The sequence below is a fragment of the Burkholderia sp. COPS genome, from assembly GCF_019425585.1.
GTDB lineage: Bacteria > Pseudomonadota > Gammaproteobacteria > Burkholderiales > Burkholderiaceae > Burkholderia > Burkholderia cepacia.
In genome coordinates this window covers 1-23,115 of sequence record NZ_WIXR01000071.1, presented here as the reverse complement: position 1 = coordinate 23,115, position 23,115 = coordinate 1, and the positions used below count along the sequence as shown (strand labels likewise).

At 68.3% G+C, this 23,115-nt stretch carries 18 protein-coding genes and 1 pseudogene; 9 read left to right on the top strand and 10 right to left on the bottom strand.

From position 1 onward, the window contains the following. The first annotated feature begins 131 nt into the window (after window positions 1-131). Both FOZ70_RS36035 and FOZ70_RS36030 read left to right on the top strand, forming a co-directional pair. Window positions 132-668 (top strand): VOC family protein, encoded by a 537-nt coding sequence (locus FOZ70_RS36035; protein ID WP_219707800.1) that lies wholly within the window; start codon window positions 132-134, stop codon window positions 666-668. A gap of 41 nt (window positions 669-709) precedes the next feature. Then, window positions 710-1,465 (top strand): glucose 1-dehydrogenase, encoded by a 756-nt coding sequence (locus FOZ70_RS36030; RefSeq protein WP_219707799.1) that lies wholly within the window; start codon window positions 710-712, stop codon window positions 1,463-1,465. A 158-nt stretch (window positions 1,466-1,623) separates the two neighbouring features. Here the strand turns inward: FOZ70_RS36030 and FOZ70_RS36025 are convergent, their stop codons facing one another. Then, window positions 1,624-3,141, bottom strand: coding sequence for a cytosine permease (locus FOZ70_RS36025; protein WP_258025828.1), 1,518 nt, complete (start codon window positions 3,139-3,141; stop codon window positions 1,624-1,626). 202 nt (window positions 3,142-3,343) lie between these two features. Then, window positions 3,344-3,991: a glutathione binding-like protein gene (locus FOZ70_RS36020; RefSeq protein WP_219707797.1), complete on the bottom strand. Its 648-nt coding sequence runs from the start codon at window positions 3,989-3,991 to the stop codon at window positions 3,344-3,346. Window positions 3,992-4,095: 104 nt separating this feature from the next. Here FOZ70_RS36020 and FOZ70_RS36015 point away from each other — a divergent pair, with 104 nt between their 5' ends. Further along, window positions 4,096-5,214 (top strand): pyruvate dehydrogenase, encoded by a 1,119-nt coding sequence (locus tag FOZ70_RS36015; RefSeq protein ID WP_219707796.1) that lies wholly within the window; start codon window positions 4,096-4,098, stop codon window positions 5,212-5,214. Window positions 5,215-5,232: 18 nt separating this feature from the next. On the opposite strand, the gene FOZ70_RS36010 is transcribed toward FOZ70_RS36015, so the two are convergent. Beyond that, window positions 5,233-5,688, bottom strand: a complete 456-nt coding sequence (locus tag FOZ70_RS36010) for a MarR family transcriptional regulator (protein ID WP_027789419.1) — start codon at window positions 5,686-5,688, stop codon at window positions 5,233-5,235. 173 nt (window positions 5,689-5,861) lie between these two features. Between FOZ70_RS36010 and aceE the strand changes: the two genes are divergently transcribed. Further along, complete coding sequence (aceE, locus tag FOZ70_RS36005) at window positions 5,862-8,546, top strand: pyruvate dehydrogenase (acetyl-transferring), homodimeric type (RefSeq protein ID WP_060376688.1); 2,685 nt, start codon at window positions 5,862-5,864, stop codon at window positions 8,544-8,546. A gap of 55 nt (window positions 8,547-8,601) precedes the next feature. On the opposite strand, the gene FOZ70_RS36000 is transcribed toward aceE, so the two are convergent. The 3 genes from FOZ70_RS36000 to FOZ70_RS35990 are packed head-to-tail and all read right to left on the bottom strand — an operon-like array spanning window position 8,602 to window position 14,547. After that, a complete protein-coding gene (locus FOZ70_RS36000) occupies window positions 8,602-10,125 on the bottom strand; it encodes an efflux transporter outer membrane subunit (protein ID WP_219707795.1) in 1,524 nt (507 codons plus the stop codon). After that, a complete protein-coding gene (locus tag FOZ70_RS35995) occupies window positions 10,122-13,295 on the bottom strand; it encodes a multidrug efflux RND transporter permease subunit (protein ID WP_021163949.1) in 3,174 nt (1,057 codons plus the stop codon). The genes FOZ70_RS36000 and FOZ70_RS35995 overlap by 4 nt, the downstream gene beginning before the upstream one ends. A gap of 13 nt (window positions 13,296-13,308) precedes the next feature. Next, window positions 13,309-14,547 carry an efflux RND transporter periplasmic adaptor subunit gene (locus tag FOZ70_RS35990; RefSeq protein WP_219707794.1) on the bottom strand — a complete coding sequence of 413 codons (1,239 nt, stop codon included), beginning with the start codon at window positions 14,545-14,547 and terminating at the stop codon, window positions 13,309-13,311. An 80-nt stretch (window positions 14,548-14,627) separates the two neighbouring features. On the opposite strand from FOZ70_RS35990, the gene soxR reads away from it, so the two are divergent. Beyond that, the gene (soxR, locus tag FOZ70_RS35985) at window positions 14,628-15,107 is read left to right on the top strand and encodes a redox-sensitive transcriptional activator SoxR (protein WP_059864125.1); all 480 of its coding nucleotides are present in this window, start codon (window positions 14,628-14,630) and stop codon (window positions 15,105-15,107) included. 54 nt (window positions 15,108-15,161) lie between these two features. On the opposite strand, the gene FOZ70_RS35980 is transcribed toward soxR, so the two are convergent. Continuing rightward, complete coding sequence (locus FOZ70_RS35980; protein ID WP_219707793.1) at window positions 15,162-15,923, bottom strand: SDR family oxidoreductase; 762 nt, start codon at window positions 15,921-15,923, stop codon at window positions 15,162-15,164. Between the two features lie 108 nt (window positions 15,924-16,031). Here FOZ70_RS35980 and FOZ70_RS35975 point away from each other — a divergent pair, with 108 nt between their 5' ends. Continuing rightward, window positions 16,032-16,943, top strand: a complete 912-nt coding sequence (locus FOZ70_RS35975) for a LysR family transcriptional regulator (protein ID WP_219707792.1) — start codon at window positions 16,032-16,034, stop codon at window positions 16,941-16,943. Between the two features lie 22 nt (window positions 16,944-16,965). Here the strand turns inward: FOZ70_RS35975 and FOZ70_RS35970 are convergent, their stop codons facing one another. Continuing rightward, window positions 16,966-17,619 (bottom strand): TetR/AcrR family transcriptional regulator, encoded by a 654-nt coding sequence (locus FOZ70_RS35970; protein WP_048021972.1) that lies wholly within the window; start codon window positions 17,617-17,619, stop codon window positions 16,966-16,968. Window positions 17,620-17,767: 148 nt separating this feature from the next. On the opposite strand from FOZ70_RS35970, the gene FOZ70_RS35965 reads away from it, so the two are divergent. From FOZ70_RS35965 to FOZ70_RS38580, 3 genes and pseudogenes are all read left to right on the top strand, one after another. Continuing rightward, on the top strand, window positions 17,768-19,060 hold the full coding sequence (locus tag FOZ70_RS35965; protein ID WP_059589627.1) for an NAD(P)/FAD-dependent oxidoreductase: 1,293 nt from the start codon (window positions 17,768-17,770) through the stop codon (window positions 19,058-19,060). Between the two features lie 44 nt (window positions 19,061-19,104). Beyond that, on the top strand, window positions 19,105-19,503 hold the full coding sequence (locus FOZ70_RS35960; protein ID WP_059589629.1) for a DUF3331 domain-containing protein: 399 nt from the start codon (window positions 19,105-19,107) through the stop codon (window positions 19,501-19,503). 15 nt (window positions 19,504-19,518) lie between these two features. Then, window positions 19,519-19,821 (top strand): annotated as a pseudogene (locus FOZ70_RS38580) (RpiR family transcriptional regulator); the annotation flags it as partial. A 30-nt stretch (window positions 19,822-19,851) separates the two neighbouring features. Here FOZ70_RS38580 and FOZ70_RS35950 read toward each other — a convergent pair. Together FOZ70_RS35950 and FOZ70_RS35945 are read right to left on the bottom strand one after the other, a co-directional pair. Further along, the gene (locus FOZ70_RS35950; protein WP_021163621.1) at window positions 19,852-21,198 is read right to left on the bottom strand and encodes a nitrate/sulfonate/bicarbonate ABC transporter ATP-binding protein; all 1,347 of its coding nucleotides are present in this window, start codon (window positions 21,196-21,198) and stop codon (window positions 19,852-19,854) included. Between the two features lie 11 nt (window positions 21,199-21,209). Further along, the gene (locus FOZ70_RS35945) at window positions 21,210-22,964 is read right to left on the bottom strand and encodes an ABC transporter permease subunit (RefSeq protein WP_219707790.1); all 1,755 of its coding nucleotides are present in this window, start codon (window positions 22,962-22,964) and stop codon (window positions 21,210-21,212) included. Window positions 22,965-23,115 lie beyond the last annotated feature (151 nt).

Sequence of the window (23,115 nt, the reverse complement as noted above, 5' to 3'; positions counted from 1 at the left end):
GCGCGCACCCGTCACGCCGGGACGAAGCGCGCCCACTCATCCATTCGGACGGCACGCCGCGCGTGCTTTGTTGCGATCATGGCCGTCATTCATCGCACGGCACGCTCACGGGCGTCCGTCACGGAGACGCCATGAACGAGCCAGTCCTCGGCCCCATCGACCAGATCGGCTACGTGGTCGCCGATCTCGACCGCAGCATCGCGCGCTGGCGCGAACGCCATGGCATCGGCCCGTGGACCGTTTTCCGCAACGTACGCCTCGACGGCCATCATCTCGGCGAGCCGGTGTCGGTCACGATGAACGTCGGGCTCGCGTATCGCGGCAATCTGCAGATCGAACTGATTCACGTGACGAACGACACGTCGTCGCCATACCGCGATGCGCACGGGCAAGCGCTAGTCGGGCTGCATCACGTCGCGTGGGTCGTCGACGATCTCGATGCGGCGATCGCACGGTTCACCGCACGCGGCTTGCGCGTCGTGTTCGAAGCCGGCAACCCGGCCACGCGCGTCGCGTATCTCGACGACCCCGACGACCCCGGCGTGCGCATCGAAGTCATCGAAGGCGCCGGCATGCGCGACATGATCGCGCGCGGCATCGCCGAATCACACACCGGGGACGGCACGGATCCGGTTCGCATCGTCGACGCGGCGGCCGCCTCCGCATGAGCGGACCCGCTCGCCAACTACACTCAACAGGAGCAAGCAGCATGAAACGACTCGAAGGCAAGGTGGCGCTGATCACGGGCGCTGCGCGCGGCCAGGGCGAAGCGGAAGCGCGCCGGTTCGTCGCCGAAGGCGCACGCGTGGTGATTGCCGACGTGCTGGACGAAGCCGGCCGGCGTGTCGCGGCCGAACTCGGCGACGCCGCCCGATTCCAGCATCTCGACGTGACGAGCGAGGCCGGGTGGCACGCTGCCATCGATGCAACGCTCGCGCATTTCGGCCGGCTCGACATTCTCGTGAACAACGCGGCCATCCTGAAGCTCGTGCCGATCGAAGCGTGTTCGCTCGACGACTATCGCAAGGTGATCGACGTGAACCAGATCGGCTGCTGGCTCGGCATGAAATCGGCCGTGGCCGCGCTGAAGGAAGCCGGCGGCGGCTCGATCGTCAACGTGTCGTCGACGGCCGGGATGGAAGGCGTCGCGGGCGGCAGCGCGTACGTGTCCAGCAAGTTCGCGGTACGCGGAATGACGAAGGCCGCCGCGCTCGAATTCGGCCGCTACGGCATTCGCGTGAACTCGGTGCACCCGGGAGGCATCGATACCGTGATGGCGCGCCCGCCCGAGTTCGCGGATTTCGATCCGTCGTCGATCTACAGCGGCCTGCCGATCGCGCGCATCGGCAAGCCCGAGGAAGTCGCCAGCCTCGTGCTGTTCCTTGCGTCCGACGAATCCGCGTACTGCACGGGGTCGGAATTCATCGTCGACGGCGGGATGCTCGCGGGCAGCACGTTGCACTGACACGCATCGAAACCGGCAGGCGTTTTTCGCTTGCGGCGGCGCCACGTGGAAGTTACGGCCCCCTCCTGTCGCGATCACACACCCGGAAACGACGATACCGCCGGCGGCTCTCCCGCGCGGCGGCATCGTCATCTGCGCAGCGACGCACCACGCGCCGCTCAATATCCCTTCGGCTGGATCGCCGGCGCGCCGTTGCCGCGCGCCGCCTGCGTGCCGCCGCGCACGAAGCGGCGCCCGTGCGGGCCGTACACGCCGTCCGGTTCCGGGTACAACGTCAGCAGCACGAAATACAACACCCCGCCCATCACCAGCGATACCGGCACGCTCAGGTCGAGCCCGCCCGCGAGGTGGCCGAGCGGCCCGACGAACTGGCCCGGCAGGTTCACGAACGACAGCCCGACGAACGCGGCCGGCAGCCACGCGCCCATCGCGCGCACGTTCCAGCCGTGCGTGAACCAGTAATGGCCGCCGCGCAGCCCGCGGTTGAACACCTGCAGGTCGTCGGCGAGATAGTGGCCGCGCCGCGTCACGTAGCCGATCACCATGATCGCCATCCACGGGCAACTGAAGGTATCGATCAGCGTCGAGAACGTCGCGACGCTTTCGACGAGGTTGAACCAGAAGCGGCCGACGAAGATGAACGCGATCGCGATCGTGCCGATCAGCAGCGTCGCACGCACGCGATTCAGGAGGCGCGGGAACATGCTCGACACGTCCAGGCCGGTACCGTACAGCGCGGTCGTGCCGGTCGACATCCCGCCGATGATCGCGATCAGGCACATCGGCAGCAGGAACCAGCGCGGCGAGATCGCGAGCAGGCCGCCGACGTAGTCGTTCGACGCAATGAATGCGGGCGCCTTCGCCGCGATGATCGTCGCGGTCGCGAGGCCGAAGAAGAACGGCACGAAGGTCGCGATCTGCGCGGCGAACACGGCACCCATCACACGATGCTTCGGCGTGTGCCGAGGGATGTAGCGGGCCCAGTCGCCGAGCGTCGACGCGAACGACACCGGGTTGCTCAGCGCAACCAGCACCGCGCCGACGAACGCGGCCCAGAAGCCCGCGCTGCCCTGCTGCACCGTGCCCGCGTAGTTCATGTCGAACAGGCCGGCGAACGCGAACAGGCCCGCGACGAACAGCACGCTCGCGGCCCACACGGCGATCTTGTTGACCCACAGCATGAAGCGGAAGCCGTAGATGCAGACGATCAGCACGAGCACCGCGAACACCATGTACGCCGCACCGAGCGTGAAGCCGTTGACCGGCACGCCGACCATGTTGTGCGCGCCGCCGACGAGCGCGTCGCCCGAGCTCCACACCGCGAGCGAGAAGAACGCGATCGACGTGAGCAGCGCGAGGAACGAGCCGACGATCCGGCCGTGGATGCCGAAATGCGCGCCGGACGACACGGGGTCGCTCGTGCCGTTGCGCGGGCCGAACAGGCTCATCGGCGCGAGGATGCAGGTGCCCGAGAGCACGCCGAGCACGATCGCGCAGACACCCGCCTTGAACGACAGCCCGACCAGCACGGGAAAGCTGCCGAGCACCGATGTGGAAAACGTATTGCAGCCGCCGAACAGCAACCTGAACAGATCGATCGGCCGTGCATAGCGCGATGCATCGGGAATGCGCTCGAAACCGAACGATTCGACCTGCGTAATCCTGCCTTCACTCATTTGTCTCCAGCTCCTCTTGTGCATCTGTACGGCCCAGGACTGCGGCGATACGACACATCGTCATCGATTCGCGGCCACTCTAAACCGGATCGCGCGGCGCAAATATCACGCATTCGAGACGTTTACGACGAAGGAGAACAATGTTTCCCGGCAGACCGGCGGCCGGCGCCCGCGCCATCCGTTCAGCGCGGGCGATGCGACGTCAGTTCGCGCGCGCTACCGCCGGTGCGCGGCATGCGATCAGGCCCCGCTGAACGGCTTGCCGCGCCTCGATATCGGCGAGCCAGCGCTCGACGTGCGGGTAGCCGGCAAGGTCGAGATCGAGCTCGGCCGCCGCGCGCAGCCACGGGAACGCGGCGATGTCGGCGATCGAGTACCGCGACGAAGCGAGATACGCCGATTCCGCCAATCGGCCGTTCACGACGCCATAGAGGCGCCGCGCTTCGTTCCGGTAGCGCTCGATCGCTTGCGCATTGACCGTCTTCGATGCATGCAGGAACCACCAGAGCTGGCCGAGCATCGGCCCGATCCCGCCGATCTGGAAGTGCAGCCATTGCTGCACCGCCGTGCGCTCGGCCAGCGTTTCCGGATGCAGAAAGCGCGTCTTCGCAGCGAGATAGCTGAGGATCGCACCGGATTCGAACACGGTCAGTCCGGTGTCGTGGTCGACGATGGCCGGGATCTTGCCGTTCGGGTTGATCGCGAGATACGCAGGGCTGCGCTGCTCGCCGGCGGACAGGTTCACGTGCACGCGCTCGTGCGCGAGCCCGGCCTCCTCCAGGTAGATCGCGATCTTGTGCCCGTTCGGCGTGTCGGCCGTATAGAACGTGAGGGAATGCGTCGAAGTCATGTCGGTCCTTGTCTTCCGGTTGTCGTTGCAACTACAATCGTTGCAATTGCAATCATATGCCGGAACCGACGCCCCGGCGACATGCCAATACCAGAAGGAGGGACATGCAGACTGCGCGATCCGGTCCGCCCGTGCGGACGCCCGACACCCGCCGCGCCGCGGTGGCCTGCCTCGAAAGACTGCTGACGCAGCGTCTCGCGCCGCGTGGCCGTGCGGTGTCGCCGCTCGGCGCGATGCGCGCGGCCGCCGATTGCCTCGAACGCGATGCGGCGACATCGGAACACGTCTGGATTGTGCGAGCGGACACGCGTGCGCCGTTTGCAGACGCGGGGGCGCATCGCCGCATCAGCGCGTGGCCGCTGCGGTTTCTCGATGCGCGCAAGCGGTTCGAGCGGCCGCTGCTGTACCTGCTGCATGCACGCGCGACCGACCGGCTGCGGCTGGCGTCGATCGAAACCGTCGACCGGGGGATCTTCGTGAACGATGCCGAAACGCTCGCATCGTCCTGGCCGAAAGGCGTGACGCCCGACGTCCCGCACTGGCTGGCCGCGAACCCCGCGTGCACGCCATACGATCCGGCCTCGGGGCATGAGGCGATCGCGATCCTGCGCCACGCGCTGCGAACGCTTTATGTCGCCGGCCAGCCGGGGTTCTGCTACCTCGCGAGCCACGACGACCCCGTGCCCGGCGCGAAACCGCTGTCGGCCACCGCGGCCCGCGATGCGTTCAGCGGCATGGTGCGGGCCGGCCGTCGGGCGGCGGTCGGCGCGGCCGCCCGGATCCGGCTGTGCGGCGCGGGCAGCACGCTGGCACAGGTGCAAGAGGCGGCCGATCTGCTGCGCGACGAATGGCGCGTCGATTCGACGATCTGGAGCTGCCCGAGCTACACGCAGCTCGCCCGCGACGGTCACGCGGCCGACCGGTGGAACCTGCTGCACCCGCACGACGAGCCGCAGGTCCCGCATGTGCGCCGATGCATCGGCGACAGCCGCACGCCGGTGCTCGCCGTGACGGGCTATGCGCGGCACGTCGCCGCGCAGATCGGCGCGTTCGTCCCGGCCCGCTTCGCGGCGCTCGGTGCGGACCCGGCGGGCCCGGCCGCCGGCGCACGCGCGCCGAACGCGCGCTGGATCGCCGCGGTCGCGCTACGCCTGCTGGCCGACGACGGCCGCGTGCCTGCCGACTGGGCCGTGCAGGCGATGCGCCGCCACGCGAGCGGCTGACGCGCCGGCGGCCCGCCGCTACTTCGCGTCGGCTGCCGCCTCGCGCGCCGCGGCGGTCGCACGATCGAGCGCGGCGGCCATCGCCGCCTGCTCCTTGCCGCCGAACTGATCGAGGAAGAGTTCCGCGACCGTCGACTGGTACACCTTCCACATCTTCTTGCGCAGCGTGCGCCCCTTGTCGGTGATGCTCGCGTACGCAGCGCGGCCGTCGTCCGCCGAACGGGCGCGCGTGACGAGCCCTTCCTGTTCGAGCCGGTCGACCAGCCGCGTGAGGTTGTAACGCTCGATCGCGAGCACGTCGGCCAGCTCGTGCATCCGGCGCGTGCCGTCGGGCCCGCTCTCGAGCCCCCACAACGCGTCGTACCACGCATACGCCGGCAGGCCGGCAGCCGCGAGGCGGCGCTCGATTTCGCGAATCATCGTCCGGTGCGCGCGGACGAACGAGAACCACAGATCGGGTTCGGGTGCGCTCATGTCAGGTCGTTCCTCTCATTGAATTGCAGTTGCAATTAAATTTTACCTCGATAACAATTGCCGCCATACGATTGCAATTGCAATCATCTGCCCGCCGATCGACGGGCGTCCCGTCGCGCGATGCGGCGCCACGACCGCCGCCCCGCGCAGCCTTATGCTTCTGGAGACATTGCATGACCGCACCTCTCGCGCTACCCGACATCGACCCGCAGGAAACCCGCGAATGGCTCGATGCGCTCGAATCCGTGATCGCGCTCGAAGGCCGCCCGCGCGCGCATTACCTGATCGACCGGCTTTCCGACCTCGACGCGGCGCGCCACGGCGACCTGCACGGCCGCGTGACGACCGCGTACGTGAACACGGTGCCGCGCGAACGGCAGCCGGCCTATCCGGGGGATCTCGCGCTCGAACGGCGCCTCAACGCGATGATCCGCTGGAACGCGATGGTGATGGTGCTGCGTGCCGGCCGGCATTCGAACGTCGGCGGCCACATCGCGACCTACCAATCGGCCGCGGTGCTGTACGACGTCGGGTTCGATCACTTCTTCCGCGGCCGCACCGATACCTTCGACGGCGACATGGTCTACATCCAGGGCCATTCGGCGCCCGGCATCTACGGCCGCGCGTACCTGGAAGGCCGCATCACGGACGCGCAACTCGACAACTTCCGCCGCGAGACCGGCCGCGAAGCGGGACGCGACGGGCTGTCGTCGTATCCGCATCCGCGGCTGATGCCGGATTTCTGGCAATTCCCCACCGTGTCGATGGGGCTCGGGCCGCTCACGGCCGCGTATCAGGCGCGCTTCATGCGCTACCTCGAATATCGCGGGCTGAAAGCGCATCAGGGCCGCAAGGTCTGGGCATTTCTCGGCGACGGCGAAATGGACCAACCCGAATCGCTCGCCGCGATCTCGCTCGCCGGGCGCGAACGGCTCGACAACCTGATCTTCGTCGTCAACTGCAACCTGCAGCGTCTCGACGGCCCGGTACGCGGCAACGGCAAGGTCATCCAGGAACTCGAAGGCACGTTCCGCGCGGCGGGCTGGAACGTCGTGAAGGTGATCTGGGGCGGCGGCTGGGATCGCCTGCTCGAACGCGACACAACGGGCCTACTGCGTCAGCGCATGATGGAATGCGTCGACGGCGACTACCAGACCTTCAAGTCGCAGAGCGGCGCATACGTGCGCGAGCATTTCTTCGGCAAGTATCCCGAACTGCTCGAGCTCGTCGCCGACCTGTCCGACGACGACATCTGGAAACTCGCGCGCGGCGGCCACGATCCGGAAAAGGTGCATGCGGCCTATACGCAGGCGATGCACGCGGACGGGCGGCCGACCGTCGTGCTCGCGAAGACGGTCAAGGGCTTCGGAATGGGCGAAGCCGGCGAAGGCCAGAACGTGAACCACCAATTGAAGAAGATGAGCGCGGACGCCGTACGCGCGTTCCGCGACCGCTTCGCGCTGCCGGTCAGCGACGCGCAACTCGACGACCTGCCGTACCTGAAACCCGAACCCGGCAGCGCCGAGGCACGCTACTTCGCGGAACGCCGCGCCGCGCTCGGCGGCCACGTACCGGCCCGCTTCAGCGACGTGGCGCCACTGCCGGTGCCGCCGCTCGCCGCGTTCGACGCGCAGCTCAAGGACAGCGGCGAACGCGCGCTGTCCACGACGATGGCGTTCGTGCGCATCCTCGGCACGCTGCTGAAGGACCCGGCACTCGGCAAGCTGGTCGTCCCGATCGTGCCGGACGAATCCCGCACGTTCGGGATGGAGGGGCTGTTCCGCCAGATCGGCATCCACTCGCATCTCGGCCAGCTCTATACGCCGCAGGACGCGGGCCAGCTCAGCTACTACCGGGAAGCGAAGGACGGGCAGATCCTGCAGGAAGGGATCAACGAATCGGGCGCGATCGCGTCGTGGATCGCGGCCGGTACCGCCTACAGCAACCACGGCCTGCCGGCGATCCCGTTCTACATCTTCTATTCGATGTTCGGGCTGCAGCGGGTCGGCGATCTCGCGTGGGCGGCCGGCGACGCGCGTACGCGCGGCTTCCTGCTCGGCGCGACGTCGGGCCGCACGACGCTGATGGGCGAAGGGCTGCAGCACGACGACGGGCACAGCCACGTGCTGTCGTCGGTGATTCCGAACTGCGTGTCGTACGACCCGACCTATGCGTACGAACTCGCGGTGATCGTGCGCGACGGCCTGCGGCGGATGTTCGCGGAACAGGAGGACGTCTACTACTACATTACGCTGCTCAACGAGAACTACCCGCATCCGGCGCTGCCCGACGGCGCGGAGGCCGGCATTCTCAAGGGCCTCTACCTGCTGCGCGAAGGCGCGTCGCGCGCGGCCGACGTGCCGCACGTGCAGTTGATGGGCAGCGGCGCGATCCTGCGTGAAGCGATCGCCGCGAGCGACCTGCTCGCACAGGACTTCGGCGTGTCGAGCGACGTGTGGAGCGCGACGAGCCTGAACGAGCTGCGCCGCGACGGGCTGGCCGCCGAACGCTGGAACCTGCTGCACCCCGATGAAGCGCCGCGCGTGCCGTACGTGCAGCAATGCCTCGACGGCCGCACGGGGCCGGTGGTCGTCGCGACCGATTACATGAAGATTGTCGGCGACCAGATCCGTGCATTCGTCGACGGCCGGCGCTTCGTGTCGCTCGGCACCGACGGCTTCGGCCGCTCGGATACGCGCGACGCGCTGCGCACGTTCTTCGAGGTCGACCGGCACTTCATCGTGGTCGCGGCGCTGAAGGCGCTCGCCGACGACGGCGCGATCCCGCGTGCACGCGTCGGCGAAGCCATCCGGCGCTACGGCATCGACATCGACAAGATCGATCCGGCCAGCGTGTAGTCACGCGCCGCGCGGCAGGCAGGTTGCGTCGGCCTGCCGCGCCGCCTTGCCCGCGCTACTGCCCCGCCTGCGCGAGCGGGCCTTGCGGCCCCAGCCCCGTTCCCGACGGCCAGCCGCCCGCAAGCGCCTTGTACAGCGCGACCGTCGACGCCGCACTGCGCATCTGCCCGTCGGCCGCCGCATCCTGCGCCTGCAGCAGCGTGCGTTGGGCGTCGAGCACTTCGTAGTAGTCGATCGCGCCCGCCGAAAAACGCGCCTGCGCCAGTTGCGCGGCACGCGCGCTGTCGGTCGCGGCCCGCACGAGATGGTCCGTCTCGTCACGCGTGCGTGCCGCACGCAGCAGCGCGTTCTCCGTTTCCTCCAGCGCCCCGAGCACGGTCTGCCGGTATTGCGCGAGCTGCCCGGCCGCTTCCGCATCGCTCGCGGCGATCCGTGCGCGCACGCGGCCGACGTCGAGGAACGACCAGTCGATGCCGAGCGCGACCAGGTTCGTATCGCTGCCCGCGCGGAAGAACCCGTAGCTGCTCGTCGCGCTGCCGAGCAGGCCCGACAGCGTGAAGCGCGGAAACAGGTCGGCCGTCGCGACGCCGACGCGTGCGGTCGCCGCGTGCAACCGCGCCTCGGCGGCCGCAACGTCGGGCCGGCGCCGCAGCAGGTCGCCCGGCGTGCCGGGATCGATGTCGGCGGCCAGCACCGGCAACGGCACGGGCGTGCCCGCCGATGCGGCGGCCTTCGGGAGATCGAAGCGGCCGATCAGCGCATCCGGCGTCTGCCCGGTCAGCACCGCGAGCCGGTGCTCGTCGACGCCGATCGCCGCCTCGTACACGGCGATCCGCGACGTCGTCGATTCGTACTGCGCGCGCGCTCGCGCCGCATCGAGTTCGGAGCCGCGCCCCGCGCCGACGCGCGCATTGATCAGCGCGAGCGTCTGCTTCTGGTTGTCGGCGTTCTCGCGTGCGATCCGCAGCCGCTCCTGCGAGCCGCGCAGGTCGACGTACGTGCTCGCCACCTCGCCGGCGATCGCGACGCGCACCGCACGCACGTCCGCCGCGCTGGCGGCCGTCTCCGCGCGCTGCGACTCGATCGAACGACGCACCCGGCCGAACAGGTCGAGTTCCCACGCCGCATTGATCCCAACGCTGGACGTCGGCGTATCGCGCTGGCTGCGCGGCGCCCCGAACGCCTGGTCCTTGCTCATCAGCTGATGGCCGATCTTCCCGCTCGCGGTGATCGTCGGGTAGCGGTCGAACGTGGCCTGCGACAGCAGCGCATTCGATGCGTCGTAGCGCGACACGGCGACCTGGAGATCCTGGTTCGCCGCGAGCGCCGTGTCGATCAGCTGCGTCAGCTGCGGATCGCCGAAACCGCGCCAGAATGCGGCATCGGCATCGGCCGACGCGTCCGGCGGCGTATCCGGCGTCTTGCCGGACGGCAACGCGTCGCGCGGCGCCGCCGGATGCGCGTCGCGAGCAAACCGCTCGGCCGTGGCCGTATCGGGCCGCCTGAAATCGGGGCCGACCGCGCATGCGGCGAGCGTCACCGACATCGCGAGCGCGGAAAGACGAAAAGCGGCGCTCATCGGTTTTCTCCTTCGAGGGTGCCGTGGTGTTCGCTCCACACGGCCGGCGTGCCGCCCGCGAGCTTGCGGATCGCCACATAGAACACGGGCGTCAGGAACAGCCCGAACAGCGTGACGCCGAGCATCCCCGCGAACACGGTGATGCCGGTGGCGGCCCGCACTTCGCTGCCCGCGCCGCCGCCGATCAGGAGCGGCACCGAACCCGCGATGAACGCGACCGACGTCATCACGATCGGACGCAGCCGCAGCTTGCACGCTTCCAGCGCGGACTCGATCACGCCCTTGCCCTGGATTTCCAGCTCGCGCGCGAACTCGACGATCAGGATCGCGTTCTTGCACGCCAGCCCCATCAGCACGACGAGCCCGACCTGCACGAACACGTTGTTGTCGCCCCCCGACAGCCACACACCGAACAGTGCCGCACAGATGCACACGGGCACGATCAGGATCACCGCGAGCGGCAGCGTCCAGCTCTCGTACAGCGACGCGAGCACGAGGAACACGAGCATCACCGCGAGCGGGAACACGACGATCGCCGCGTTGCTCTGCGTGACCTGCTGGTAGCTGAGGTCGGTCCACTCGAGCACGATCCCCGGCGGCAGCACGTCCTTCGCGATCTGCTGCAGCTTCTCGATCGCCTGCGACGACGACATCACCTTCGGATCGGCGTCGCCGATCAGGCTGGCGGCCGGATAGCCGTTGTAGCGGACGACCGGGTCGGGCCCGTACGCGGGCGCCACCGTCACCATCGAGCCGATCGGCACCATCTCGCCCTTCGCGTTGCGCGTGCGCAGGTTCGCGATGTCGGCGGCCGTCTGCCGGTGGCCGGCATCCGCCTGCGCCATCACGCGGTACACGCGGCCGAACAGGTTGAAGTCGTTCACGTACATCGAGCCGAGATAGACCTGCAGCGTGCTGAACAGGTCGGTCAGCGCGACGCCCTGCGCCTTCGCCTTCAGCCGGTCCACCTTCACCTCGAGCTGCGGGATGTTCGCCTGGTACGAGCTGACCGGGTAGCTCATCCCCGGCGTCTTCGCGACCGCGGCCTGGAACGCGGTGAGCGCGTTCTGCAATGCGCCGTAGCCGAGCCCGCCGCGATCCTCCAGGTACAGCGAATACCCCGAGCCGTTGCCGAGGCCCTGGATCGGCGGCGGCATCAGCGCATAGGTGATGCCGCCGCCGATGGTCGCGAAGCGGGCGTTCAGGTCCGCGTTGATCTGCGCGGCGCTGCGGTGGCGCTGGTCGAACGGCTTCAGGATCACGTACGAGTTCGTGATGTTCGGCGTGTTCACGCCCTGCAGCGCATTCAGCCCGGCAAACGCCGGCACCATCTCGACACCGTCGGTGCCGAGCGCGATCTTCGTCATCTGCTCGGTCACTTCGCTGGTGCGCGCCAGCGACGCGCCTTCCGGCAGCTTCGCGCCCGCGAACAGGTACAGCTTGTCCTGCACCGGGATGAAGCCGCCCGGCACCGCGTTGAGCAGCAGCGCGGTCGCCCCGAGCAACGCCGCATAGACCGCGAACACCACCCCGCGCCGCTTCAGCGTGCGCGAGACGACGCCGTGGTAGCGGTCCGAGCTGCGGTCGAAGAAGCGGTTGAACGGACGGAACAGCCAGCCGAACGCGCGGTCGAGCCCGCGCGTGAGCGCATCCTTCGGCGCGCCGTGCGGACGCAGCAGCTTCGCGGCGAGCGCGGGCGACAGCGTCAGCGAGTTGATCGCGGAGATCACCGTCGAGATCGCGATCGTCACCGCGAACTGCCGGTAGAACTGCCCCGTGACGCCCGACATGAACGCCATCGGCACGAACACCGCGCACAGCACGAGCGCGATCGCGACGATCGGCCCCGACACCTCGCGCATCGCCTGGTGCGCGGCGTCGCGCGGGCTCAAGCCCTGCGCGATGTTGCGCTCGACGTTCTCGACGACCACGATCGCATCGTCGACCACGATCCCGATCGCGAGCACGAGCCCGAACAGCGTCAGCGTGTTGATCGAATAGCCGAGCAGATAGAGCCACGCGAACGTGCCGACCACCGAGACGGGCACCGCGACGAGTGGAATGATCGACGCGCGCCACGTCTGCAGGAACAGGATCACGACGAGCACGACCAGCACGACGGCCTCGATCAGCGTGTGCTGCACCGCGCGGATCGAATCGCGCACGAATACCGTCGGATCCCACACGGGACGGTACGCGACGCCGGGCGGGAAGCGCTTCGACAGTTCGTCGAACTTCGCATACACGGCCTTCGCGACTTCGAGCGCGTTCGCCCCCGGCGACAGGAAGATGCCGACCACGGCCGATTGCTTGTCGTTGAAGTACGAGCGCAGCGTGTAGTCGCCCGCGCCGAGCTCGACGCGCGCGACATCGGACAGCTTCACGACCTGGCCGTCGTCGCCGTTGCGCAGCACGATGTCGCCGAACTCCTGCGCCGTGCGCAGCCGGCCGCGCACGTTGATCGACAGGAGGAAGTCGTTTTTCTTCGGCGTCGGCTCGGCGCCGAGCTGGCCTGCCGACACCTGCACGTTCTGCTCGCGCACGGCGGCGATCACGTCGCTCGCGGTCAGCCCGCGCGACGCGAGCCGGTTCGGGTCGAGCCACAGCCGCATCGCGTAGTCGCCGGAGCCGGACAAGCCGACGTCGCCGACACCAGTCAGCCGCGACAGCTCGTCCTTCACGTGCAGCGTCAGGTAGTTGCGCAGGTACAGCGAATCGCGGCTGTTGTCCGGCGAATAGAGGCTCACGTACATCAGCGGCGTCGGCGACTGCTTCTGCGTGGTCACGCCGTACTGGCGCACCTCGTCGGGCAGGCGCGACAGCGCCTGGCTCACGCGGTTCTGCACGCGCACGGCGGCCGTGTCGGGATCGACGCCCTGCAGGAACGTGACGACGACCTGCAGGCTGCCGTCCGACCCGGCGACCGACTTCATGTACATGATGCCTTCGACACCGTTGATCGCCTCTTCCAGCGGTTCGGCGACCGATTCGGCGATTTCCTTCGGGTTCGCGCCCGGGTACGTCGCACGCACGACGACACTCGGCGGCACGACTTCCGGGTATTCGCCGGCGGGCAGCATCGGAATCGAGATCAGGCCGATCGCGAAGATGACGATCGACAGCACGACCGCGAAAATCGGCCGGTCGATGAAGAATCGGGAGAAATCCATCGTATCGCTCCCGTCACTGCGCGGCCGGCGCGCCGGCATCGGCGACGGCCTGCGTGCCGTTGCCCGATCCGTTGCCCGATCCGCTCCCCGTGCCATGACCGGCACCGGCATCGGCGCGGGTGGGCAGTGCCTTCGGCTTCACCTGCGCGCCCGGATAGTAGATCCGCTGCATGCCGTCGACGACCACGCGGTCGCCCGCCTGGATCCCCTTCTCGATGATCCGCTCGCCGTCCAGCCCGCGGCCGATCGTCACGTCACGGCGCAGCGCCTTGTCGCCGGGGCCGATCACATAGACATACTTACGGTCCTGGTCGGTGAGCACGGCCTTGTCGTCGACGAGCAGCGCATCCTGGTCGCGGCCGCTGACGAGCTGCACGCGCGCATACAGGCCGGGCGTAAACGCATGGTCCGCATTCGGCAGCCGCACGCGCGCGCGGATCGTGCCCGTCTGCGGGTCGAGACGGTTGTCGAGGAAATCGACGGTGCCCGCATGCGGGAAGCCCGTCTCGTTCGCGAGGCCCACGCGAACCGGATCGGCGCCGATCGCGCGATGCGTCGGGTCGGCACGCCGTGCGTTGTAGCGCAGGTAGCTCTGTTCGTCGCAGTCGAAATACACGTAGACGGGGTTCTGCGACACGACGGTCGTCAGCAGCGTGTCGTCCGCGCGCGCCAGATTGCCGACGGTGGCGACCGCGCGGCCGACGCGGCCCGCGATCGGCGCGCGCACTTCGGTGAAACCGAGATTGAGCTTCGCATCGGCGACGGCCGCATCGGCCGCCTGCAGGTCCGCACGCGCCTGCTCGGCCGTGGCGCGCGCGTTGTCGAGTTCTTCCTGCGACGTCGCATGCGCATCGATCAGCGTCTGCACGCGCTTGAGCTGCACGTTCGCGAGGCTCGCGGCCGCGCGGGCCCGCTGCAGCTGCGCGTTCGCACGATCGAGTGCGATCCGGTACGGGCGCGGGTCGATCTCGAACAGCAGCGCGCCCTGCGCGACCAGATCGCCCTCCTTGTAGGCGACGCGCTGCAGATAGCCGCTCACGCGCGGCCGCAGTTCGACTGCGTCGACCGCTTCGACGCGTCCGTTGAATTCGTCCGCGAGGCGGATCGTGCGCGGCGCGATGGTGGCAACGCCGACTTCGGGAAGGGCCGGGGCCGACGATGCGCCTTTGCCGTCGTGACAGCCCGACAACGCCAGCAGCAGTGCACAGGCCGCGCCCAAAGGCGACGTCCTGCGTAGGGATAAGGAGAGCATGATGCCTCGCGACGGGTTAAACTGGCGCGTAGCATAAAAGTTGAAGTTAACTTCAAGTCAAGCTTTCCCGGAGGGGTGTCATGGGTATCCAGGAAATCCCGCAATGGCCGCTGATGTCGATTCGCGAAGTGGCCGCGCGCAGCGGCGTGCCGGCGTCGACATTGCGGTTCTACGAGACGCGCGGGCTCATCAAGTCGCACCGCAACGGCTCGAGCCATCGCCACTATTCGCGCGCGGTGCTGCGGCTGATCGCGTTCATCGTGTTCGCGCAGAAGATCGGCTATTCGCTCGACGAGATCGCCGAGCAGCTCGTCAGCCTGCCCGAGGACACCGCACCGAGCAACAAGGATTGGCAGCGGCTGTCGCGCGGCTGGAAGCAACGCGTCGCGAGCCGGATCGAGGAGCTGCAGCGGCTCTACATCAACCTCGACGAATGCATCGGCTGCGGCTGCCTGTCGCTGAAGCGCTGCAAGCTGACGAACCCGGAAGACCGCGCGGGCCGCAACGGGCCCGGCGCGCGGCGCTGGCTCGGCGATGCGCCGCCCGCGGACCTCGAATGACCGGCGGCCGGGCGAGGCGCGCGACGCCGTGCCCGGCCGCCGGTACGGATGGCGTCACCCGACGCGCCAGCCGCCGTTCACCGCGATCGTCGCGCCGGTGACGAACGACGCGCGCGGCCCGGCGAGCCACGCGACCGCGTCCGCGATGTCGTCCGGATGCCCGGCGCGGCCGGCCGGCGTCTGCTCGCGGATCGTCGCCGCGATGGCCGGCGCGACACCGCCGTCGCCGAAGAAGCGTGTGTCGGCGATATAGCCTGGCGCGACCGTATTGACCGTCGTGCCGCGCGGCCCGAGTTCGCGCGCGAGCGCGACGGTGAACCCTTCGACGCCGGCCTTCGCCGCCGCGTATGCCAGGCCGCCCGGCAGCAGGCTGCCGGCGCGCGCCGCGATCGAGCCGAGGTTGACGATCCGCGCATCGCGCCCGGCCAGGTGCGGCAGCACGGCGAGGGTCGTCACGAACAGGCTTTTCAGGTTCGCGTCGAGCACGGCATCCCACACGGTCTCGGCCTCGCCCGCCTCCGTGTCCGCGCTCACGCGGCCGGTCAGCCCCGCGTTGTTGACCAGCACGTCCACGCAAGGCCACTGCGCGACGATCGCGGCGACCGCCGCCTCGGCCTCGCGCCGCGCGCTCAAATCAGCGGCCTGCCCGATCGCCGCGGCGCCGAGACGCGCGACGGCCGCGTCCAGCCGCGCCGTGTCGCGCCCGACGATCGCAACGCGATACCCGTCCTCCACCAGCCGCCGTGCGATCGCGAAGCCGATCCCGCTCGACCCGCCCGTGACGATCGCTGTCCGTTGCCGTTCACTGTCCGTCATGTCCTGCCCTCCCGAATGTTGACGATTGGCGACAGTGCAAGTCTGGGCGTGGTGAGGTGATAGGTAAAATACGAATTTGATGATCCACTGATACACGAGAGGTATCGCATGATCGATCTGCGCCAGTTCAGGCAATTCATCGCGGTTGCCGAGACGCTCAGCTTCCGGCGTGCGGCCGAGCGGCTGCACATGGCGCAGCCGCCGCTCAGCGCGGCGATCCGCAAGCTCGAGGACGAGCTGGGCGTCTCGCTGCTCGAGCGCGACAACCGCGGCTCGACGCTCACGCCGGCCGGCGAGGTGTTCCTGCTCGAAGCGCGGCGCGCGCTCGAACAGGCCGAGCGCGCGGTGGCCGCGGCCCGCCGCGCGGGCGCGGGCCTCGGCGGCACGCTGCGGCTGCGCTTCGTCGACAGCACCGTCAACGCGCTATTGCCGCTGATCTTGCGGGCGTTCCAGGAACGCCATCCAGGCGTCGATTTCCAGCTCGAGGAAGGCACGACCGCCGAGCAGGTGCTCGCGCTGCGCCACGACCGCACGGACGTCGGCCTCGTCGTGCTGCCGGTGGCCGACGCGGGCGACGTGCGCGTCGAGCCGCTGCTGCGCGACCGGATGGTCGCGGCGCTGCCCGACGGTCACCGGCTCGCACGCCGCCGGCACATCACGCTCGCCGACCTGGCGGACGACCCGTGGGTCATGTTCGCCGCGCACCATGGTCCCGGCATGCATGCGCTGCTCGTGACCGCGTGCGCGCAGGCCGGCTTCGCGCCGCGCGTCGTCCAGCAGCCGCGCCAGATGCAGACGACGGCCGGGCTCGTCGCGGGCGGTATCGGCGTCGCGCTGATGCCGCGCCTGTTCGTGCCGATGCAACCGAAAGGCATTACGTTCTGCGAACTGAAAGGTGCGGGCAGCCCGCTCGCGTACGAGCTGGCGATCGCGTACCGGACGCCATCGCCGCTCGTCGATGCGCTGCGCGAGACCGCGCGGAACGCGGTGCGCGAACTGGGGCTGGTTGCCGCGACGTGAGTGTGCGCGTGGCGCGCGGCGCTCAGTCGCCGACGAGGTTGAACGCGGCGTCGGTCACGGCACGCCGAAACGCGTCCGGCTGCGTGGGCAGCGACGTGAACTCCAGCATGATGTGGCTGTACGACACCGTGTTGCCGATCGCGGTCGCGATCATGAAGAACAGCACGTTCGGATCGACCGCGCGAATCGCGCCTGCCTGCACGGCGTCCGCCAGCAGCGGGAACATCACGTCGTAATACGGACGGACGAGCCGCTCCTGCAGCCGGTCGAGCCGCCCGCCCACTTCAGTCGCCGCCGTCGAGAAGAACATGCCCATGTCGGGCTCGTCGAACTCATGGTCGACGCACAGCTCGAGCGCGCGCCGCACGCGTTCGCGATGCGACAGCGGCGACGTGCGCAACGCACGCAGCGCATCGAACATCGGCTCGGCGATCTCGACGATCTGCTCGACGACGGCCAGCCACAACGTTTCCTTCGTACCGAAATGATGGGCGATCAGCGCCGCGTCGATGCCCAGCTCGCGCGCGACCTCGCGCACGCTCGTCGCGTCGTAGCCCCGCTTCGCGAACGTACGGCGCGCGGCCCGCAATATCACGTCCGGTCCGACGGACGCCCCGGCCAGCGGCCGCCCTCGCATACGCCGCTTGCCCGGCGCGCGCTCAGTGACTTCAGCCACGTTTCCCTGCTCTCCTTGAACGATTCGAATGCGCCTGTTCCGGCCCCGCTTCAGGACCGCCGAAACCGCGTGATTTGCCCCGCTCCGTTGACACGCGAAGCCGGGAAGCGCTAGGATCATACCTTATTCATCACGTGATGATTTATCCATGGCAACCCCTACACGTATCGTCATCGTCGGCGGCGGGATCGCCGGACTGCAGCTCGCCACGCGTCTGGGCGAGCGTCTCGGCCGGTCCGGGCGCGCACAGGTCACCGTCGTCGACCGCAGCCCGACCCACATCTGGAAACCGATGCTGCACACGATTGCGGCCGGTACGCGCGACGTGCAGCAGCAACAGGTGATCTTCCTCGCCCATGCCCGCGATCACGGCTACACGTACCAGCCCGGCGAACTGAAGGGGCTCGATCGCGCGCGACGCCGCGTGCAGCTCGGCGAGATCCGCTCGCAGGACGGCGAGCTCGTGCTCGACGCCCGTGAACTCGAATACGACGTGCTGATCCTCGCGCTCGGCAGCCAGGCCAACGATTTCGGCACGCCGGGCGTACGCGAGCACTGCTATTTCATCGACAGCCAGCCGCAGGCCGAGACCTTCAACGAAGCGTTGCGGATGCGCGTATTTCGCAGCATCGCGCGCGACGAGCCGTTCCGCGTCGCGATCGTCGGTGCCGGCGCGACCGGCGTCGAGCTTGCCGCGGAGCTGAGCCGCCTGCTGGAAGTGGCACAAGCCTATGGCGACGAAACGGTACGCGACCGGCTGCAGCTCACGCTGCTTGAAAGCGGCCCGCGCATCCTCGCCGCATTTCCGCCGAAGATTTCCGCATCGGCACAGCAACGGCTCGAACAGATCGGCTTTCACGTGCTGACGTCGACCCGCGTCACGTCGGCCGACGCGAACGGCTTTCACTACGGCGACGGTTCGTTTGCGGAAGCCGACCTGATGGTGTGGGCAGCCGGCGTGAAAGCGCCCGATTTCATGCAGGCGCTCGGCGGCCTCGACACGAATCGCGCGAACCAGATCATCGTCGGCCCGACGCTGCAGGCAACGGGCGACGAACACGTGTTCGCGATCGGCGATTGCGCGAGCCTGTTGCCCGACGGCCAGGAACGACCGCTGCCGCCCACCGCGCAGGTCGCGACGCAGCAGGCCGAGCATCTCGCGAAGCACCTGCCCGCGTGGCTCGACGGCAAGCCGATGCCGCCGTTCGCGTTCCACGATTTCGGCGCGCTCGTGTCGATCAGCGAGTACGACGCGTTCGGCACGCTCGGGCAGTTCGGGTTCTTTCGTGGCGGCTTCATCCAGGGGCGTCTCGCGCAGTTCAGCCACCTGATGCTCTACCGGCGGCACCAGCAGGCGCTGCACGGCTTCTCCAAGGCGAGCCTGCTGTGGATCGCCGAACGGATCAACGGCTGCGCGCGGCCGCGCATCCGCCTGTCGTGATGCCGCGCGTCGCGGTGCCGCGTAACGTTTCGAGGAAAACTGACATGAACAACCGTATCGCCCCCTGGCTCATGACCGTCGCCGCGATCGGCAGCTTCGACATGCCGTCCGTCTCGTGGGGCACGCCGCGGCGGCGCAGCGTCACGCGCGACCGGCTGCCGACGTGGGACGCGACGAGCAAGCCGGCCATCAGCGTACTCGAGCGGCCCACGGCCGACACCGTGATGATTTCCTGGCGCGACGCATGCACCGGGCACTACGGTTATCAGAAGTGGCGGCTGTTCACCACGCGCAAGCGCGGTGTGTGCGCGCTGTCGGGCCAGCCGATCGAGATCGGCGACAGCGTCTATGCACCGCAATTGCTCGGCTCGACGCCGGGCAACGCCGCCGCGATGGTGCTGGCCGCGTGCATCGACGCGGCCCGCCCCGCCGAGGCGGCCTGAAGGCGCGGGATACCGCGTCAGGACCAGCGCGACAGCATCCGGTTCGCGCAAGCTGCACACCGGCTCGGCACGCGCGTGCGGCTGGTCACCGACGAATGGCATTCGCCGATCGGGGAATGTGCGGAGATTGTGCTGCGGATCCAGGGGCAGCCGTTCGCGATGCGGCAGACCAACGTGCCGGCGCTCGCGCTCGCCGAAGCGCTCGTGATCGGCGTGACGAACCGGTTGCCTGAGCTGGCAAGGCAGCGGATGGAGAGGATCGAATCGCTCAATATCGGCGGAATCGAGCAGCACGCCAACAGCCGCGATCTGCCCGAACGACGATCGCTCGCCATTCGGGCACGGACTTCAGCTCTCGACATCCTCGAGACTGAACACTTCCGTCTTGTCGTTGTACGAAAAGACTTCGCCGTAACGCCCCCAGTCGATCACCGCGTCGAGCGTTTCCTCGGCGGCTTCATCGGACAGGAAATCCTCCAGCTCCTGCTCGAAGCGCACGCGCGGCGCGCGATGGCCAGGACGCTCGTTCAGCACCTTCCTGATCCGTGCAGCCAGCGGCACGTGCTTCAGCAGGTGGTCCGCGAACATCAGCTTGCGCTCCTGCGTGCCGAACTCCGCGAACACACGCGCCGGCGGCGTCAGGAACACGTCCCCTTCCCGCACGTCCGCGAAGCCGAGGTATTGCAGCACTTCGGCGATCGGGAACAGTTCGTCGACCTCGAGGTGTAGCGTGCGCGCGATTTCCGGCATGTCCGCGCGGCCATGGTACGGCGCCATCGCCAACGTTTCGATCAGGCCGGCCATCAGGTTGGTCGACACGCGCGGCATCCAGCTGCCGAGCTCCAGCCCCTTCTTCGTCGCCTCGCCGGTCTGGCGGGCGGTCATCTTCGCGTAGATGTCGTCGACGAGCTTGCGGAAATCCGTGTCGAGCCGGTTGCGCGGATGCTTGAACGGCACCTTGATCTCGGCGATCACGCGGCCCGGGTTCGACGACAGCACCAGGATCCGGTCGCACATGAACACCGCTTCCTCGATGTTGTGCGTAACGATCAGCACCGACTTGATCGGCATGCGGCCCTGCGTCCACAGATCGAGCAGGTCGGTACGCAGCGTCTCGGCGGTCAGCACGTCGAGCGCGGAGAACGGCTCGTCCATCAGCAGGATCGTCGGATCGACGACGAGCGCGCGCGCGAAGCCCACACGCTGGCGCATGCCGCCCGACAGCTCGCGCGGGTACGCGTTCTCGAAACCGTCGAGACCGATCAGGTCGATCGCGGCGAGCGCACGCTCGCGCCGCTCGCGCGCGCCGACGCCGAGCGCCTCCAGCCCGGCTTCCACGTTCTGCAGCACGGTGAGCCACGGGAACAGCGCGAAGGTCTGGAACACCATCGCGACGCCTTCGGCCGGGCCGCGCAGCGGCTTGCCGAGGTAGGTCACCTCGCCGCCGGTCGGCTCGATCAGCCCGGCGATGATGCGCAGCAGTGTCGACTTGCCCGAGCCGGAACGGCCGAGCAGGCCGACGATCTCGCCTTCGCGCAGCGACAGGTTCGCATCGTCGAGCACGAGCAGTTCGCCCTGCGTCTTGTTGAAGCCGCGGCTCACGTGCTCCACGCGCAGGATTTCTTCGCCGAGGCGCGGCGGCTGCAGCGGCTGGGACGTCTTGACGGGGGCGTTGATAACGTTCGAATTTTGCATCGCGCTTACTCTCAATCGAGACGGAGCCGGGATTCCGCATAGGCGTACATCGGACGCCACAGCAGACGGTTGAACAAGGTGACGAACAGGGACATCACGGCGATGCCCAGGATGATCTTCGGAAAATCGCCGGCGGCGGTGGTCTGCGCGATGTACGAGCCCAGGCCGTGCGCGACGACTTTCGTGTCGCCCCACTGCACGAACTCGGACACGATGCTCGCGTTCCACGCGCCGCCCGACGCGGTGATCGCGCCGGTCACGTAGTACGGGAAGATGCCGGGCAGGATCGCCTGCCGCCACCACTGCCAGCCACGGATGCGGAAATTCTTCGTCGCTTCCTTGTAGTCGTTCGGGTAGGACATCGCGCCGGCGATCACGTTGAACAGGATGTACCACTGCGTGCCGAGCACGATCAGCGGCGACAGCCAGATGTCGGCATTCAGGTGGAAGTGGACGATCACGATCACGAACACCGGGAACAGCAGGTTCGCCGGGAACGCCGCGAGGAACTGCGCGAGCGGCTGGATCTTCTCCGCCAGCTTCGGGCGCAGCCCGATCAGCACGCCGAGCGGCACCCAGACCAGCGACGCGATCGCGATCAGCACCAGCACGCGCAGCAGCGTGACGAGCCCTAGCCCGAGCACGTGGCCGACCTCGCCCATCGTCACGCCGGTCGCGACGAAGCTGACGACGCGCCACGCGACATACAGCGTCAGCAGGATCACGAACGCGCCCCACACGATGTCGCCGATGCGCGACGAGCGGCGCGCCGATGCGCCGCGCGCACGCGTGCCCTGCAGCGACGGCGCGCGCAGCGGAATCCGCGCGGCCTGCGACAGCAGCCAGCCGGCCGGCACGAGCAGCTGATGGATCAGGTGCGTGCGGCGCATCATGTCGAGCAGCCAGGATTGCGGCGCATCGCCCGACGCGGTGTTCTCCATCCGGAACTTGTCGGCCCACGCGACGAGCGGGCGGAACAGGAACTGGTCATAGGCGAGGATCACGACCGACATCGCGACGATCACCCAGCCGACCGCCCCGAGGTTCTTGTCCGAGATCGCCTGCGCGAGATACGCGCCGATGCCCGGCAGCGTGATGGTCTGGTTGCCGACGGTGATCGCCTCGGATGCGACGACGAAGAACCAGCCGCCCGACATCGACATCATCATGTTCCAGATCAGGCCCGGCATCGAGAACGGCACTTCGAGCTTCCAGAAGCGTTGCCACGGCGTCAGGTGAAAGCCGCGCGACACTTCGCTCAGGTCGCGCGGCACCGTGCGCAGCGACTGGTAGAAGCTGAACGTCATGTTCCAGGCCTGGCTCGTGAAGATCGCGAAGATCGCGGCCAGCTCGGCACCGAGCACGCGGCCCGGAAACAGTGCGAGGAAGAACGTGACGGTAAACGAGATGTAGCCGAGCACCGGCACCGACTGCAGGATGTCGAGGATCGGGATCAGCACCATGCCGGCGCGGCGGCTCTTCGCGGCGAACGTGCCGTAGACGAGCGTGAACGCGAGCGACGCGACCATCGCGGCCAGCATCCGCAGCGTGGTGCGCAACGCGTATTCGGGCAGGTTCGACGGATCGAGCGAGATCTTCTGCGTCTGCAGTACGCCGATCGGCGCCATCGTCTGGTGAAAACCGACGATCGCCATCGCGAGTATGCCGATGATCAGCGGAAACGCGACGGCGTCCCAGCGATTGGGGAGCACGCGCCACGCGGACGCGTTGGCGGTACGGTTCGGGTCGAAGAAACGGAGATCCATCGGTAGCGTCTTGTGTCGAATTGAAAGTCGATGGGTCCGGCCGCGTCCCGCGCGGCCGGGCGTCGCGCCCCCCGGCGCGAATCAGAACAGCCTGTGCAGCGCCCAGTACAACGCCGCCGACAGCGCGATCGATGCGGGCAGCGTCAGCACC

Bases quoted from the DNA above. Each gene is read 5' to 3' on its own strand.
- FOZ70_RS36000 (WP_219707795.1), bottom strand. From the start codon at position 10,125: ATGAGCGCCGCTTTTCGTCTTTCCGCGCTCGCGATGTCGGTGACGCTC.
- FOZ70_RS35950 (WP_021163621.1), bottom strand. From the start codon at position 21,198: ATGCAAAATTCGAACGTTATCAACGCCCCCGTCAAGACGTCCCAGCCG.
- soxR (WP_059864125.1), top strand. From the start codon at position 14,628: ATGGGTATCCAGGAAATCCCGCAATGGCCGCTGATGTCGATTCGCGAA.
- FOZ70_RS36010 (WP_027789419.1), bottom strand. From the start codon at position 5,688: ATGAGCGCACCCGAACCCGATCTGTGGTTCTCGTTCGTCCGCGCGCAC.
- FOZ70_RS36025 (WP_258025828.1), bottom strand. From the start codon at position 3,141: ATGAGTGAAGGCAGGATTACGCAGGTCGAATCGTTCGGTTTCGAGCGC.
- FOZ70_RS35995 (WP_021163949.1), bottom strand. From the start codon at position 13,295: ATGGATTTCTCCCGATTCTTCATCGACCGGCCGATTTTCGCGGTCGTG.
- FOZ70_RS36035 (WP_219707800.1), top strand. From the start codon at position 132: ATGAACGAGCCAGTCCTCGGCCCCATCGACCAGATCGGCTACGTGGTC.
- FOZ70_RS35980 (WP_219707793.1), bottom strand. From the start codon at position 15,923: ATGACGGACAGTGAACGGCAACGGACAGCGATCGTCACGGGCGGGTCG.
- FOZ70_RS36030 (WP_219707799.1), top strand. From the start codon at position 710: ATGAAACGACTCGAAGGCAAGGTGGCGCTGATCACGGGCGCTGCGCGC.
- FOZ70_RS35945 (WP_219707790.1), bottom strand. From the start codon at position 22,964: ATGGATCTCCGTTTCTTCGACCCGAACCGTACCGCCAACGCGTCCGCG.
- FOZ70_RS36020 (WP_219707797.1), bottom strand. From the start codon at position 3,991: ATGACTTCGACGCATTCCCTCACGTTCTATACGGCCGACACGCCGAAC.
- FOZ70_RS35990 (WP_219707794.1), bottom strand. From the start codon at position 14,547: ATGCTCTCCTTATCCCTACGCAGGACGTCGCCTTTGGGCGCGGCCTGT.
- FOZ70_RS35965 (WP_059589627.1), top strand. From the start codon at position 17,768: ATGGCAACCCCTACACGTATCGTCATCGTCGGCGGCGGGATCGCCGGA.
- aceE (WP_060376688.1), top strand. From the start codon at position 5,862: ATGACCGCACCTCTCGCGCTACCCGACATCGACCCGCAGGAAACCCGC.
- FOZ70_RS35960 (WP_059589629.1), top strand. From the start codon at position 19,105: ATGAACAACCGTATCGCCCCCTGGCTCATGACCGTCGCCGCGATCGGC.
- FOZ70_RS35975 (WP_219707792.1), top strand. From the start codon at position 16,032: ATGATCGATCTGCGCCAGTTCAGGCAATTCATCGCGGTTGCCGAGACG.
- FOZ70_RS36015 (WP_219707796.1), top strand. From the start codon at position 4,096: ATGCAGACTGCGCGATCCGGTCCGCCCGTGCGGACGCCCGACACCCGC.